Raw genomic sequence first — 14,101 nt, 5'->3', positions numbered from 1 at the left:
ACCGAGAATCGTATCGACTAGCCGCCACCGAGGACCCGGCGCTTCTCGGCTTCGAACTCCGAATCGGTCAGTGCTCCGGACTCATGCAGGGCGGCAAGGGTTTTCAGTTGTTCGATCCGGACGCCGTCATCGGTGGGGAAGTGTGACGAGTACGTCCCGGTTTCGATCGGTGGTGGCGCGGCGAATTTCGGGGTCTTACTCGCGCGGCCCCGCCAGAAACCGGCCAGCACGGTCATGACCAAGCCCACGCCGAATAACACACCGAACGTCACCGGCCACAGTGCCGAGGCGGTGTTGTTGCCGAAGGCGAGCCGTGGCCGGATGTACCCGTTGACATCGCCTTTGGTGGTGACGGTGTATGTGCCCGCTGTGGCGATCTGCGCCACCCACACCCGCACATGGGCGTCGTTGTTGATCGTCGTCGAACTGCCCATGTTCTCGGTGACATGCGGATCCTCGACGCCATCCGGCGGAACGAGGTCCATCGTCAGCGGCGGGACGGGCAGGCTGCTGCCCTTGCCGCCCGCGACGCGCGCGTGGAAGCTGATGATTACCTCCCCCTTGGGGAGCTCGACGGTGCCAGTGCCGGGGATGGGAACCTCGCCGTACGCGGTGTACCGGTCTAACACGAATGAGTTCATGAATATCGCCGCAATGAAGCCGAGAAGGCCGACGACCAGGGCCAAGATCCCAGCCACCCTCACGATGCGCGGGGCCCGCGGGCGGGTACTCATGCAGGAAGTCTGTCACCGATGGATTGCGCTCGTCGTAGCATCGGACAGATGGACTTCGCCCCGTCTGACCGTGCCGCCGAACTCATCACCGCTGTCCGCGAGTTCATCGACGGGGAGGTCATGCCGGTGGAACGTGCGGTCCTGGCTCATCATGACGAGTTGTTGGGTGCGCGCGCGGGAACGACGGCCGAACTGTGGAAAGTGCCCCCGGAGCTGGAGGCGTTGAAGGCGAAGGCGCGTGCCGCGGGATTGTGGAACCTCTTCTTGCCTGATCCGGAGTTAGGTGGCGGACTATCGAACTCCGAGTACGCGCCGCTGGCCGAGCAGATGGGCCGCTCGTTGTTCGCACCCGCGGTATTCAATTGCAACGCACCGGATTCGGGGAACATGGAGGTGCTGCACCGGTACGGCAGCCAGGAGCAGAAAGAGGTCTGGCTCGAACCGCTGCTGGAAGGTGACATTCGTTCGGCATTCTGTATGACCGAGCCCGATGTCGCGTCCTCGGATGCCACGAACATGGCGGCCACTGCCGTCGTCGAGGGCGACGAGGTGGTGATCAACGGGCGCAAATGGTGGAGCACCGGTGTCGGCCACCCCGATTGCAAGGTGATCATCTTCATGGGGCTGACCGACCCCGATGCGCACCGGTACGCCCGCCACTCCATGGTGCTTGTCCCGATGGACACCCCCGGCGTCACCGTCGACCGCATGCTGCCCACCATGGGGTTCTATGACGAGCCGGGCGGCCACGGGGTGGTGTCCTTCGATAATGTCCGTCTTCCGGTGGATGCCTTTATCGCGGGGCCGGGCAAGGGATTCGAGATTGCGCAGGGCCGCCTCGGGCCGGGCCGGGTGCATCATGCGATGCGCCTGATCGGTCTGGCCGAGGTGGCATTGGAGCACGCGTGTCGGCGTGGCTTGGATCGCACCGCGTTCGGAAAACCGTTGGTAAACCTGGGCGGAAACCGCGAGCGCATCGCAGACGCCCGCATCGCCATCAACCAGACCCGGCTGTTGGTGCTGCATGCCGCGTGGCTGCTGGACACCGTGGGCATCCTGGGCGCGCTGTCGGCAGTGTCCGAGATCAAGGTGGCCGCGCCCAATATGGCTCAGCAGGTCATTGATATGGCGATCCAAATCCATGGTGGTGGAGGGCTTTCCAATGACTTTCCGCTGGCAGCTGCCTGGGTTAACGCACGCGCCCTGCGACTGGCCGACGGCCCCGACGAGGTGCACCGAGGTGTGGTGGCCCGCATAGAGCTGGCAAAATACGCTAGCGAGTAACGGTGAGCGCGTAGCGCATTCCCCGATGCAGACTCGCCCCCACCAGCAGCCCTAGGGCGATCGAGAAGATCGCCATACAGGTGTCGAGCAGTGCGGTGAGGTTCGCGTGCCCGGTGGCGGCGACCTCGCTGACGTTCACGAAACTCAGTGCGCCCGGCACCAGGCACCAGAAGGCGGCCAGTAGCAACACAATTGCCGACGGTGCACCCTTGAATCGGGCGGCGAACAGGGCGAAGGGAACGACGGCGACCGCGCCCACGAAACCCGTCATCGCCGGTTCCAGGAACAGGCCACCGAGGCGTTGTCCGATCATGGCGACGCCGATTGCCAGCACCAACCAGATCAGCGAGCCGCGCGGCGCGGACTTGTAGAGGTAGAAACCGATGGCGATCACCGGCACGGCCAATGCGATCGTCCAGCTGCCCAGTGGCGGGCCCAGGGGCGAGGGCTCCGGTGGCCCAGCCACTTTCACGCCGATCACCACACCCAGTGCCAGCAGCATCAATTGGGCGATGCCATACACGATGCGGGTGGAGCCGGCCATCAACTGGGTACTGGTCAGTTCCAGCGCCCCGATGGTCAGCGTGACGCCGGGCAGCACGGCGATGAGGGCGGGCGCCAGCACGCGCGCCAGCCCCTCGCTGGGGACGTTCGCGACGATAAACGTGCTGATCACCGTTACCACGAAGGCCGCCACTGCCGGCATGGTGGCGGCCAGGGTGGGCATCGGGTTGGTGGCCAGCATGAGCACCCCGACGATCAGGCCCAGCACCAGGTACGCGGGCAGCGCCGAGGAGGTGGGCGCCAGTGCCAATCCGAAGCCGAGGGTCAAGATGGTGTGTCCGATAACGGTGACGATGGTTCCGAAACGGGGCTTCAGGCACCTGATCTCGTAGATGCGTGCGATCGCATCGGCGGGCGCGATGGCACCGGCGACGGCCATGTCGGCGATGGTGTCGATATGGCCTGCCTGGTCCAACTGTGCAGTGCTGCGGGTGGATTCCTCGACTTCGAGCTGTCCGGTGACACCGTCTATCTGGATGATCAGCACCGTTGGCAGCACGACGGCGCGTAGCTCTTTGTCGGTGTATTGCGGTGCGATGTCATGCAATTTGGCGAGCACGAGGTTGGTGGGCTGGCCCACCTCGAGCATCGCGATGCCGAGCATCCGCAGCATCGTGACAACCTCGGCATCGGAGAAATGCTTCGCGTCAGCCAGCGGTACGGGCTTGTCCTTGAGCGCCTTCCTGACAAGCGCAGATAACGTAGCCATCCATCATATTTTTGGGGTACGGGCCGCCCAATGTCGGGTGAATAGGACTATTCGTCCAACTCGCGCAGTCGGCGCTCGAAATTACGCTCGCAGTCATCGATCGCTGTCAGCATCCACGGAAGACGGCTGTAGTCCGCACGGGCCCGGTCCAGCCATTCCCGCACATCGTCGTCTTCGTGGTCGTCGTAGGTGCTGGGATACCGACAGACAGTCGATCCGGGCGGCCTCCACGCCATCCCGTACGCCGCGAGAAATGAGTCGACACGGGCAAGTTCATCTATTCGCGTGGTGAGTTTGGGAATCTGACCCTCGTAGATCTGCTGCGGCGCGGAATCGCGCAGCACGTGTGAGAACCGCTCCTCGGCCGATTGCGAGGGCACCTCGTGATGACGTGCGATCGCATCCCAGACGGGCTGCGCAATCAGCGCGTGCACAATGAAGTCACCGTCGAGCAAGGTGGACGGCGCGTGACCTCCGCCGTGGGGTCCGAAGGAGGTGTTCACCTCGGAACACGTTGTGGTGCGCTCGATAAGGTCGACGATTGACTGAATATGGTCTCTCGTCGGGGGGATTCGGCACTCGAGCCGGGTGGTGTCGTCTGCGGCGATGAAGCTTCCACCGTCGTAGCGGTCCATGAAATAGTTCAGCACCAATGCGCCATGAGCATCCGCGTCGACGCTGATCGTGCCTTGCATGTTGTAGTCGCCGTGTAAGGCCAGCGTGACCGGCGTGAAAACCTCACCCACCCGCCTGAGAATCACCAGCGCAGCCTGCTGATGCAGCAGACTGACCCCGGTAACCAGGCAGTTGCAGTCGTATAACCCCAACCCGGGTCAGGCCCGCAGGTTCTTCTTCGCGGCACGCCGCAGCTGAATGATGCGCACGATGCCCACCAGCGCGGTGAGGAGCGCGCCGGCGACGGCGGCGATAAGCACCGTCACCCCCAGCGGCAGGTTGAGATGCCAGGCCAGGAAGGTCGTCGTGACCGGGTTCATGTTCTGCGTGATGAAAATCAGCAGCAGGATCAGGATGAGTAGGCCGAGGATGACGCCGGTCCACGTTGCCGCCGCACGAGTCCGCGTGACCGCGTCCTCTTTTTTCTTCTTCTGGGGTTCGCTCTTGGCAGGCAGAGGCGGCCGCTCCCCGACGGGGACATCGGTCGATGCGTCGGCAACCGGAGAGTCCGGTGTCGTACCGGGGTCACTGGTCATAGGTTCATCATTTGCTACCTAGACGCTGAATGCAAGCGTATGAGGCCGACTTTTCGCGGATGAGATCAACTAGATACCGCGAAAAGACGGCACTCAGCGCAGGTCAGCCGCGGATAGTGCCTTGGCCCGCGATCAACGGAAGATCCAGTGGCGTCAGGAATCCCGGCTTAGCGTCGATAACCGCTGGTATGGCGTTGATCGCTCGCATCCCGGTGGCCAGGCAGCCGCCGATGGCGCCGTCACCGGAGCGTTCGTCACGGAAGACGGTCTCTTGGGTGATGTTCGGGCTGCCCTTGATCTCAATGCGGTACGCGTCATTGTCGACGGACTGTGCCCGCGGCCAATGTGGAGCGGTGTCGTTGGTGATGCGATTGACATGCTCGATGATGATCTTGGGCTTCCCGCCCACCCAGCCGCGGATCTCGAAACGCACGGCAGCGCAATGCCCCGCAGCGATGGTTCCGGTGTTGGGCTCGGCCCCGTAAGCGATCTCGGTTGGAGTGGCCCACTTTTCGTAGACGGTGTCGATCTTGTCGAGTTTCACGCCGACGGCGTCGGCGATCATGGGAATGGTGTGGCCCCATGCCAGGACCAGCACCTCGGGGATCTCCAACACCGCCTGCTGGTCCATGGGTGCACCCAGGCCCATCGGTGTGCTGAAATCGCCGTTGTAGTACTGGTAGTCCAAAAGCTCTTGTACCAGTACAGAATCCACACGCCCACCCACGCCGAGCAGCGTCATCGGGAACAGGTCGTTGGCGAAGCCGGGGTCGATACCCGTGGTGAAACAGGATGTCTGGCCGTCCTCGCAGGCCTGGTTGATATCGGCGAGCATTTCTGGCGGACACACCTGCGGGTACACCCACGGGGTCATCGCCGTGGAGACGACGTTGTGCCCGCTGCGCAGTGCGCGAGACATGTTGTCGATGTTCTCCAGTGCGTATTGTGCGGTCGGCCCGAAGTACGCGACAGTGCCCTCAGTACCCAGCGCGGCGTCGATATCGGTGGTGGCCGCCAGTCCGATCGGATGACTGTCGACCAAGGTTCCTACGTCCACGCCGTTTTTGGCCGGATCGTGCACCAGGACGGCGGCCAGTTCGAAGACCGGATGATCCAGCAGTTCGCGGATCACCAACTTGCCGACAACCCCTGTGCCCCAGACGATAACGGGATACTTGTCACTCATGCGAAATATTCTCCTGCGTTGACGAATAGGGTCTGCCCGGTCACCATTCGGGCCCGGTCGGATGCGAAGAACACCACGGCATCGGCGACGTCTTCATCGGCGGGCATCTCACCCAAGGGGAACTTGGCCGTCAGTTCCGCCAGCACTTCCTCTTGGGTGATGCCGCGCTGCTGGGCGACCAGACCGATGTACAGCTGGATGGGTGGTCCGTACATCCAGGTCGGCACCACCATGTTGAGACGAATCTTGTGCGGCCCGAGCTCCTTGGCCAGCTGGTACATCGCGTTCTGTAGTGCGCCCTTGGATGTCGCGTACGCGGATTGGGGCAGCTGCGGGTGGAAGGCCGATTGCGAACCGATGAAGACCACCGATCCACCGTTCTTCTTCAGTTCCGGCACGGCCGCCTGAACGAGCTGCAGGGTGCCGACGACATTGGTGTTGAGCATCGCCTGCCACTGCGCCAGATCCGCGCCCTCGATGCCGCCGAACACGTCCTCCTTGGCCGCGACGTTGACCAGTGCGTCCACCGCGCCGAATTTCTCGACGGCGGTATCGATGAGGCGCTGGCACGCCGACGCGTCGTTGATGTCGGTGACGGTCCAGGCGGCGGTGCCGCCGGTGTCGTCCAGTTCGGTGGCCAGTTTTTCCAGGTTCTCTTGCGTGCGGGCGCCGAGCACGACGTTTGCGCCGTCCTGGTGTGCCTTCAGCGCGACCTCGCGCCCCAATCCGGTGCCGACACCGGATATCACCACCGTTTTTCCGGAAAGAAGTCCTGTCATTGGCTGCCCTTCTGTCTGTGACCCACGCCTCAACGTTACACAGTGTTACGATATTTGCAATGAGTACCGACGAGTTACCTCTGGGTAGGGGCCGGCGCCGCAGCTCCGATATCGACGTCAAGGCGCTTGCTGCCGCGCGCGAGCTTTTGGTGGGGCAGGGATGGGAGGCGACCACCATGGTTGCGATCGCCGAACGTGCCGGCGTTGGTAAGCCCGCGCTGTATCGCCGGTGGCCCTCCCGTGCCCACCTGGTGTTCGAGGCAGTGTTCGGGTGGACTGCCCCCACTCGGGAGATGAGCGCTGCCGCGGGGGTCGGCGATTGGGTTCGTCAATCCTGTACGTACACAGCGGAACTGTTCGAGCGGCCCGATGTCATCGCGGCAGCTCCGGCGCTGCTCGGTCAGATGCGCACCGATCCCGAACTGGGGCAGGCCCTGTGGGGAAGCTTCGGTGCGACGGGTGCGGAACTGCTGTCGAAGGTGATGCGTGCGCAATGCCCGGAGATCGATGAGCGGGAGGCGCAGGATCGAGCCAACGCCACCATGTTCATGATCATCGGAGCGAATATGCTCGCGCGTCAGTTGCTTCCCGACGAGCAGGCGGACGCAGTGATCAAATATTTGCCAGAACTGCTGGCAGGGCCCGGCGAGAGCACCGGATCCGCCGACTCTTCTGGTTAGCCACCGGAATCTTCCTGACGGTAAAGCCGGGCGAGGCGCCGGTTGCCCGGTTAGTGTCGAAGGATGCGCAGGGCCGCACAATTGTTCGCTGCCGTCATGGCAGTGGTTGTCGTCAGCGGCTGTGGCAGCGCCAATCCCCTGGGTGGAGGCCCGCTTTCGGGTGATCTGAACACGTTGATCGTCGGTTCGGCGGATTTCCCGGAGTCGAAGATGGTGGCCGAGCTGTACGCGCAGATATTGCAGACCAACGGCTTTCAGATCACCAGGCAGTTGGGCATCGGTAGCCGCGAAACGTACGTCCCGGCGGTCAAGGACCATTCGATAGACCTCATCGCCGATTACACCGGAAATCTGCTGCGCTACTTCGACCCGGAGGCCACCGCTACCAAACCCGATGACGTTGAGCTTGCGCTCGTGCGCAAGCTGGACGGCGACCTGGACATCCTGACTCCTTCGCCGGCATCGGATGCCGACACGTTGTGCGTCACCAGAGCGACCGCGAACAAGTGGAATCTGCACTCCATCGCCGACCTCGCCGGGCATTCGGGAGAGGTGACGGTGGGCGCACCCTCGGAGTTCTTACACCGCAGCGTCGGACTGGCCGGACTCAAGGCCAATTACGGGTTGGACATCCCGGAATCACGCTTCGTCGCCATCAGCGATGGCGGCGGCCCGGCGACGGCCAAGGCGTTGTTGGACGGGACCATCACCGCGGCCAATATTTTCAGTACGTCCCCGGCCATTGCCGAGCACGATCTGGTGGTCTTGGACGATCCCAAGTTCACCTTCCCGGCCGGCAATGTGGTGCCATTGGTCAACGCGCAGAAGAAGTCCGACAAGTTGAAGAAGGTGCTCGACGCGTTGTCGGCGCGATTGACCACCGAGGACCTCACCACGCTCAACGCCGCAGTGTCCGGCAACAACGGCGTCGACCCCAAGCAAGCTGCGCAGAAATGGTTGACGGACAAGGGCTTCGACAAACCGATGGGCAATTGATCGCGTGATCACTTTTGAGAATGTCACTAAGAAGTATCCCGATGGAACCACGGCGGTCGACGATCTCAGCATGCACGTGGACAAGGGATCGTTCACAGTATTCGTGGGGCCTTCGGGGTGTGGGAAGACCACCTCGATGCGGATGATCAACAGGATGACTGACCCCACCTCGGGCGTACTGACGGTCGACGGCGCCGACATCAGGACGGTGGATCCCGTCAAACTGCGGTTGGGCATCGGATACGTCATCCAGAACGCGGGTCTCATGCCGCATCAGCGTGTCATCGACAACGTGGCGACGGTTCCGGTGTTACGTGGTGAATCCCGGCGCACCGCGCGTAAGTCCGCACTCGAAGTGCTGGAACGCGTGGGCCTCGATCCTCAGTTGGCCACCAGGTATCCGGCGCAGCTGTCCGGGGGGCAACAGCAGCGCGTCGGTGTGGCACGTGCGTTGGCGGCCGACCCGCCGATCCTGTTGATGGACGAACCCTTCAGCGCCGTCGACCCGAACGTACGCGATGACCTGCAGGCCGAGATGCAGCGACTGCAGGCCGAACTCAACAAGACCATCGTCTTCGTCACGCACGATATCGACGAGGCAATCAAACTTGGGGACAAGGTGGCGGTCTTCGGGCCCGGCGGTGTGTTGCAGCAGTACGACGAACCCGAGCGTGTGTTATCCAACCCGGCAAGTGATTTCGTGGCCGGATTCATCGGGCGCGATCGCGGCTATCGCGGTCTACAGTTCCGTGACGCGGGTGAGGTGCCGTTGTATGAGGTCAGGCAGGTTCTGGAGTCGCAGATCGGTGACCTGATCATTGCGCCGGGCGACTGGGTGCTGGTCTGCAATCCCGACGGCACTCCGTTCGGGTGGATGGACGACGCCGGGGTGGATGTGTACCGGTCAGGGAAGTCGCTGTACGACAGCGTAATTGCGGGCGGGTCGCTGTTCGGTCCGGACGGGACGTTGCGGCAGGCGCTGGATGCTGCGCTGTCTTCGCCGTGTGGGCTGGGTGTGGCGATCGGTGCTGATGGCCGGGTGCGTGGCGGTGTCCGGGGTGACGATGTGTTGGTCGCTCTGGATCGTCAACGCCACAACGGTCAGCGGTGATATGCGCTATCTCTTCACTCATCTCGGCGACGCGTGGCAGCTGTCGCTGATCCACTTGCGGCTGTCGCTGGTACCGATTCTCATCGGCCTGGCCATCGCAATCCCTTGTGGCGCACTGATTCACCGGCACCGCACGGTGCGGCGGGTGACGACGGTAATCGCCAGCATCGTATTCACCGTCCCCTCATTGGCACTGTTCGTCGCGTTGCCGCTGATCATCCCGACCCGGATACTCGACGAGGCCAACGTGATGGTGGCGCTGACTCTCTACACGACTGCGCTGCTCATTCGCGCGGTACCGGAGGCGCTCGACGCGATCGCGCCGAACGTGCGCGACGCGGCCACCGCGGTGGGATACCGCCCGTTGGCTCGCCTCATCAGGGTCGAGTTACCGCTGTCCATACCGGTGCTGGTTGCGGGCTTGAGAGTGGTTGCCGTCACCAATATCTCGATGGTCTCGGTGGGTTCGGTGATTGGCATCGGCGGTCTGGGTACCTGGTTCACCGAGGGCTACCAGGCCAACAAGAGCAGCCAAATCGTCGCGGGGATCGTCGCGATCTTTCTGCTGGCCGTCATCGTGGATTCGCTGCTGGTGATCCTCGGACGCGCTGCCACACCATGGACCAGAGCGACGAAGACCGTTGGTGCCGCGTGAATTTTCTCTCCGACGCGCTCGGCTACATATTCACCGCGTCCCATTGGACTGGCAACAGCGGCCTGGGAATGCGGATCGGTGAACACCTGGAGTACACCCTGATCGCGGTGCTGGCGGCGGTGGTGATCGCCGTGCCGATGGGTCTGTTCATTGGGCATACCGGTCGCGGCACCTTCCTGGTGGTGAGCGCGGTGAACGCGCTTCGGGCGTTACCGACACTGGGCGTGCTGCTGCTGGGTGTGCTGCTGTGGGGTCTGGGCCTGTTGCCGCCGACGGTGGCGTTGCTGCTGTTGGGTGTGCCGCCGCTGCTGGCGGGCACCTATTCGGGTGTCGCGAACGTGGACCGCACGGTGGTGGAGGCGGCTCGGGCCATGGGCATGACCGAACGCCAAGTGTTGTTCGGCGTCGAGGTGCCCAACGCACTGCCGCTCATGCTGTCCGGGCTGCGGACGGCGACATTGCAGATCGTCGCGACGGCCACTGTCGCTGCCTACGCCAGCCTTGGCGGGCTCGGCCGGTATCTCATCGACGGCATCAAGGTCCGGCAATTCCACCTGGCCCTGGTCGGTGCCATCATGGTCACCGCGTTGGCCCTGCTGCTCGATGCGTTCCTTGCTTTCGCGGTGTGGCTCTCGGCGCCGGGGACCGGACGGCTGCGGACCGTTGCCGCGCTTACGGACGGCGCCGGCCGGGTCAGTTCAGGTGGTAGGGGCTCAAGAGGAACTCAATTTGCGCGGTCGCCTACGGTAGACGGGTGAATACCCCCGAGGCGACTGGGCCTGCCGTGCTGACCTGGCGGGCTCACGACGCATCGCGCATGGAATCCACCAGGGTCCAACTATCTGGTCGGCGTATCCGCGCACACGGCCGTTTCGTGGCAGGTGCGTCCGACGCCCACCCGGCGTTCAGTGCTTCATACGACCTGGTCACCGACGAAACCGGCTCCACCAATCGGTTGTCCTTGTCCACCACGGTCGCCGAGCGGGAACGCCAGCTGTCGATCGCCCGGGACGAAGAGGGCATGTGGACGGTGCAGAACCATGAGGGTGCGACGCGCGCCACGTTTGACGGCGCCCTGGACGTCGACGTGGTGTTCAGCCCCTTCTTCAACGCACTGCCGATTCGCCGGACGGGCCTCTACCAGCAGGAAGGCAGTGCTGTACTGCCTGTTGTGTACGTGACCCTGCCGGATCTGGCGGTCAGTCCCGCCACCATCAGCTACCGCAACGACGGCAAGGGCATCAAGGTCGTCTCACCAGTCGCCGACACCACCGTCACCGTGGATGACGAGGGATTCCTCCTGGAGTACCCCGGACTCGCCATCCGCATCTAGGGCACGTTCCGCAGCACGCCTCCGGCACGACCTGCTTCGGCCAACTGTTCACGCCAGTCGGCATCCTGTCGGCTGATGCCGGTGATATCGAACCGCTTGTGCGCCTCGTATCGCTGCCGCGCGGCGTACCCGGCCTCCACCAGCAGCTCTACCGAGTCTTCGGCATTCAGGGTGTTCCAGGTCGCCGCCAGCAGCGCCATGGCCTCTTCCAGGGCCGGCAGCACGCCGTCTGGGTTCGATTCGCACATGGCGCGCACCAACGATGGATCTGTGGCGGCAACCCTGGTGCCGTCCCGGAATGATCCGGCGGCCAGCGAGTAGGCCAGGGGGATCCCGTCGGCGGTGACGGCGAGAGCCTCGGCGAGTAGGTGCGGCAGGTGCGAGATAGTTGCCGCGGCCGAATCGTGCTCGTCGGAGCGCGCCGGAACCACGACGGATCCGCAGTCCAGCGCCAGCTGGGTCACCTGTGCGAACACGTGCGGATCGACACCGTCGTCGACGCTGACCACCCAGGTCGCGTCGTGGAAAAGCTTTGCGTTCCCGGCGTTCCAGCCGGATTCGGTTGTTCCCGCCATGGGGTGGCCCCCGACGAATCGCGCAGTCAATCCGTGCGCCGATACTTCTTGCAGTACAGCGGATTTCACGCTCGTGACGTCGGTGATCGGACACTCCGGAGCCAGTTCCGAAATGCGGGTGAGCAATGGTGACAGGGCCGGAACCGGCACCGCGAGCACGATGAGAGCCTGGGCATTGCGGGCTCGCCGCAGCGCCAGGTCCAGGTCGGCGGTGGCGTCGTAGCCGGCGGCACGTGCGGCGTCAGTGCCCTCGGCGGAGCGGTTGTATCCCCAGACGTGCCGCCCCGCGGCGGTGGCCGCGCGCACGAGGGAGCCACCGATGAGTCCGAGGCCAAGTACGCAGATCGGGGGGCGTTGGTGGTCGTGTTCGGCGGCGTTCACTCCATCAGGTTTGCATACGTGACCAAATGGATTGTGGTCACAACACGGTGTGTGGCACTACCGTATTGCCCATGGACGCACAGCGCGCAAAGGCCGTAGGGCCCAGTGCCGAGAGCCTGGAGGGCTTCGGCGTAGCCGTCGTGCGCGAGGAAGGCCGCTGGCGGGTGACATCGCTGAAGGCTGGAGCGCTCACCGATTTGGCGGCTGCCGAGACCGAGCTGCGTGAATTACGTAGCGCCGGTGCGGTCTTCGGTTTGCTGGATGTTGACGAGGAATTCTTCATCATCATTCGGCCGGCCCCCTCGGGAACGCATCTGCTGATTTCCGACGCCACGGCGGCCATCGATTACGACATCGCTGTCGAGGTACTCGACAGACTGAATGTGCCGGTCCCGGAGCTCGATCCTGATGAGCTCGACGAGGTCGATCCCTGGGAGGAAGGCGATCTGGGCTTGCTTTCCGATATCGGGTTGCCCGAGCCGGTGCTCAGCGTGATCCTCAGCGAGAGCGATCTCTACCCCGACGAACAGCTCGGCATGATCGCGGCCCGCATGGGCTTCGCCGATGAGTTCGGTGCGGTGCTCGACAAGCTGGATCGTTGACATTCCCAGACGATGAGTCGCTGATTCGTGCCGCGCTGGTCGCGGCGGGTGAGGCCGGTGCGGACGATGTGCCGATCGGTGCGGTGATCTACGCCGCCGACGGAACAGAACTTGCTCGTGCTGCGAATGCTCGTGAACGCCTTGGTGATCCGACCGCACACGCGGAGGTTCTGGCGCTACGGGAGGCCGCTGCCAAGCATGGTGACGGCTGGCGGCTGGAGGGTGCGACGCTGGCGGTGACCGTCGAGCCCTGCACCATGTGCGCCGGGGCCCTGGTTCTTGCCAGGGTGGGCCGTGTGGTGTTCGGGGCCTGGGAACCCAAGACCGGCGCCGTGGGATCGCTGTGGGACGTGGTGCGGGATCGTCGTCAGTCGCATCGTCCCGAAGTGCGCGGCGGGGTGCTGGAGCAGGAATGCGCGGCGCTGCTGGAGGAGTTCTTCGCCACGAAAAGGTAAGTGACCCGCCCGGCGCGATCAGGGGTCGGGGTCTCGCGCCGGACGGGCCGTATTTAGGGGGCTTTACCGGTGCCAGTCGTTACCGTGGTCGGGCCCGCGATCGGGTCCTCGGTCGTCACGATGATCATCGGGGTGCCAGTCACGCCCGTGGTCGTCTCCGTCACGGTCGCGGTGGAAGTCGTCATGGCATTCGCCCCCTTCCCAGTTGAATCCCCAGATGGGATTCCAGAACTCGCCCGGGCACCAGTGGTAGGCGGGAGCAGGTAGGGCCGGAGCAGGTGCGGCGCTGGCGGTGGCAGCCAACCCGAGCCCACTCGCGGCGATGGCAGCGGATGCGGCAATTCCAACGAGGATTTTCACGGGAACAGCAAAACATTGCTAACTGGCAATACGAACCCTCTATTCGTACAGAATGCTGTAAATACGCTGTTAGTCATGCAATTTCATGCATACGACGAGCACCCTTGATCACGGAAAGGCGTCAAATAGCAAACAATCCCACTCACCGGGTGTGCCGGTGGGCGGGATTGTCTGTGGGCTAGATGCGGTTACGGCCTCCAGTCGTGATCGTGGTCGTGCCAGTCGCCACGGTCATGGTCGTGCCAGTCGCCACGGTCGTCACCGCGCCAGTCGCGGTCATGCCGGTCGCCATCGCGATCGCGGTGCCAGTCGTCGTGGCACTCTCCGAATTCCCAGTTGAATCCCCAGATGGGGTTCCAGAACTCGCCCGGGCACCAGTGGTAAGTGGGTGCGGGTATGGCGGGCGCGGCGTTGGCTGTGGCCGCCAGGCCGAGTCCGCCGGCCGCGATGGCTGCGGACGCCGCGATTCCTACGAGGATTTTCATT

The 14,101-nt window shown here is 63.8% G+C and carries 17 protein-coding genes and 1 pseudogene; 9 read left to right on the top strand and 9 right to left on the bottom strand.

The features are described from left to right. Nucleotides 1–17: 17 nt before the first annotated feature. Entirely contained in the window at nucleotides 18–734 is a 717-nt protein-coding gene (locus BKG76_RS09830) for an SHOCT domain-containing protein (RefSeq protein WP_070937484.1), read from the bottom strand. Between the two features lie 48 nt (nucleotides 735–782). Here BKG76_RS09830 and BKG76_RS09825 point away from each other — a divergent pair, with 48 nt between their 5' ends. After that, the gene (locus BKG76_RS09825; protein ID WP_070937483.1) at nucleotides 783–2,018 is read left to right on the top strand and encodes an acyl-CoA dehydrogenase family protein; all 1,236 of its coding nucleotides are present in this window, start codon (nucleotides 783–785) and stop codon (nucleotides 2,016–2,018) included. Here the strand turns inward: BKG76_RS09825 and BKG76_RS09820 are convergent. From BKG76_RS09820 to BKG76_RS09800, 5 genes are all read right to left on the bottom strand, one after another. Then, nucleotides 2,008–3,291, bottom strand: a complete 1,284-nt coding sequence (locus BKG76_RS09820) for a threonine/serine exporter family protein (RefSeq protein WP_070937482.1) — start codon at nucleotides 3,289–3,291, stop codon at nucleotides 2,008–2,010. The two genes, BKG76_RS09825 and BKG76_RS09820, sit on opposite strands and share 11 nt — an antisense overlap. 47 nt (nucleotides 3,292–3,338) lie before the next feature. Then, on the bottom strand, nucleotides 3,339–4,052 hold the full coding sequence (locus tag BKG76_RS09815; protein ID WP_131815810.1) for a hypothetical protein: 714 nt from the start codon (nucleotides 4,050–4,052) through the stop codon (nucleotides 3,339–3,341). Between the two features lie 72 nt (nucleotides 4,053–4,124). Continuing rightward, on the bottom strand, nucleotides 4,125–4,502 hold the full coding sequence (locus BKG76_RS09810; protein ID WP_070937480.1) for a LapA family protein: 378 nt from the start codon (nucleotides 4,500–4,502) through the stop codon (nucleotides 4,125–4,127). 103 nt (nucleotides 4,503–4,605) lie between these two features. After that, complete coding sequence (locus tag BKG76_RS09805; protein WP_070937479.1) at nucleotides 4,606–5,688, bottom strand: NAD(P)H-dependent amine dehydrogenase family protein; 1,083 nt, start codon at nucleotides 5,686–5,688, stop codon at nucleotides 4,606–4,608. After that, nucleotides 5,685–6,467 (bottom strand): SDR family oxidoreductase, encoded by a 783-nt coding sequence (locus BKG76_RS09800; protein WP_070937478.1) that lies wholly within the window; start codon nucleotides 6,465–6,467, stop codon nucleotides 5,685–5,687. The genes BKG76_RS09805 and BKG76_RS09800 overlap by 4 nt, the downstream gene beginning before the upstream one ends. A gap of 59 nt (nucleotides 6,468–6,526) precedes the next feature. Between BKG76_RS09800 and BKG76_RS09795 the strand changes: the two genes are divergently transcribed. The 6 genes and pseudogenes from BKG76_RS09795 (at nucleotide 6,527) to BKG76_RS09770 (ending at nucleotide 11,242) form a co-directional block, all read left to right on the top strand. Next, nucleotides 6,527–7,147, top strand: a complete 621-nt coding sequence (locus BKG76_RS09795) for a TetR/AcrR family transcriptional regulator (RefSeq protein WP_070937477.1) — start codon at nucleotides 6,527–6,529, stop codon at nucleotides 7,145–7,147. 63 nt (nucleotides 7,148–7,210) lie between these two features. Then, nucleotides 7,211–8,143: an ABC transporter substrate-binding protein gene (locus tag BKG76_RS09790; protein ID WP_070937476.1), complete on the top strand. Its 933-nt coding sequence runs from the start codon at nucleotides 7,211–7,213 to the stop codon at nucleotides 8,141–8,143. A 4-nt stretch (nucleotides 8,144–8,147) separates the two neighbouring features. Next, nucleotides 8,148–9,254 carry an ABC transporter ATP-binding protein gene (locus BKG76_RS09785; protein ID WP_070937475.1) on the top strand — a complete coding sequence of 369 codons (1,107 nt, stop codon included), beginning with the start codon at nucleotides 8,148–8,150 and terminating at the stop codon, nucleotides 9,252–9,254. 1 nt (nucleotide 9,255) lies between these two features. Continuing rightward, entirely contained in the window at nucleotides 9,256–9,909 is a 654-nt protein-coding gene (locus BKG76_RS09780) for an ABC transporter permease (RefSeq protein WP_070937474.1), read from the top strand. Further along, a pseudogene (locus BKG76_RS09775) lies at nucleotides 9,906–10,578 on the top strand (ABC transporter permease); the annotation flags it as partial. The gene BKG76_RS09780 and the pseudogene BKG76_RS09775, both read left to right, overlap by 4 nt. Nucleotides 10,579–10,693: 115 nt before the next feature. Further along, nucleotides 10,694–11,242: a putative glycolipid-binding domain-containing protein gene (locus BKG76_RS09770; RefSeq protein ID WP_070939095.1), complete on the top strand. Its 549-nt coding sequence runs from the start codon at nucleotides 10,694–10,696 to the stop codon at nucleotides 11,240–11,242. On the opposite strand, the gene BKG76_RS09765 is transcribed toward BKG76_RS09770, so the two are convergent. Next, entirely contained in the window at nucleotides 11,239–12,198 is a 960-nt protein-coding gene (locus BKG76_RS09765) for a prephenate dehydrogenase (protein WP_083337994.1), read from the bottom strand. The genes BKG76_RS09770 and BKG76_RS09765 overlap by 4 nt on opposite strands. A 71-nt stretch (nucleotides 12,199–12,269) precedes the next feature. Here BKG76_RS09765 and BKG76_RS09760 point away from each other — a divergent pair, with 71 nt between their 5' ends. Together BKG76_RS09760 and BKG76_RS09755 are read left to right on the top strand one after the other, a co-directional pair. Continuing rightward, the gene (locus tag BKG76_RS09760; protein WP_070937473.1) at nucleotides 12,270–12,800 is read left to right on the top strand and encodes a tRNA adenosine deaminase-associated protein; all 531 of its coding nucleotides are present in this window, start codon (nucleotides 12,270–12,272) and stop codon (nucleotides 12,798–12,800) included. Next, complete coding sequence (locus tag BKG76_RS09755; RefSeq protein ID WP_070937472.1) at nucleotides 12,797–13,255, top strand: nucleoside deaminase; 459 nt, start codon at nucleotides 12,797–12,799, stop codon at nucleotides 13,253–13,255. Before BKG76_RS09760 ends, BKG76_RS09755 begins: the two co-directional genes overlap by 4 nt. Nucleotides 13,256–13,318: 63 nt before the next feature. On the opposite strand, the gene BKG76_RS09750 is transcribed toward BKG76_RS09755, so the two are convergent. Further along, on the bottom strand, nucleotides 13,319–13,615 hold the full coding sequence (locus BKG76_RS09750) for a hypothetical protein (RefSeq protein ID WP_070937471.1): 297 nt from the start codon (nucleotides 13,613–13,615) through the stop codon (nucleotides 13,319–13,321). Nucleotides 13,616–13,803: 188 nt separating this feature from the next. Beyond that, a complete protein-coding gene (locus BKG76_RS09745; protein WP_070937470.1) occupies nucleotides 13,804–14,100 on the bottom strand; it encodes a hypothetical protein in 297 nt (98 codons plus the stop codon). Nucleotide 14,101: the final 1 nt, after the last annotated feature.

The sequence above is a fragment of the Mycobacteroides franklinii genome (assembly GCF_001853795.1).
GTDB classification, from domain to species: domain Bacteria; phylum Actinomycetota; class Actinomycetes; order Mycobacteriales; family Mycobacteriaceae; genus Mycobacterium; species Mycobacterium franklinii.
The sequence above is the reverse complement of the archived record's forward strand: the minus strand, read 5'-3'. Positions and strand labels throughout refer to the sequence as shown.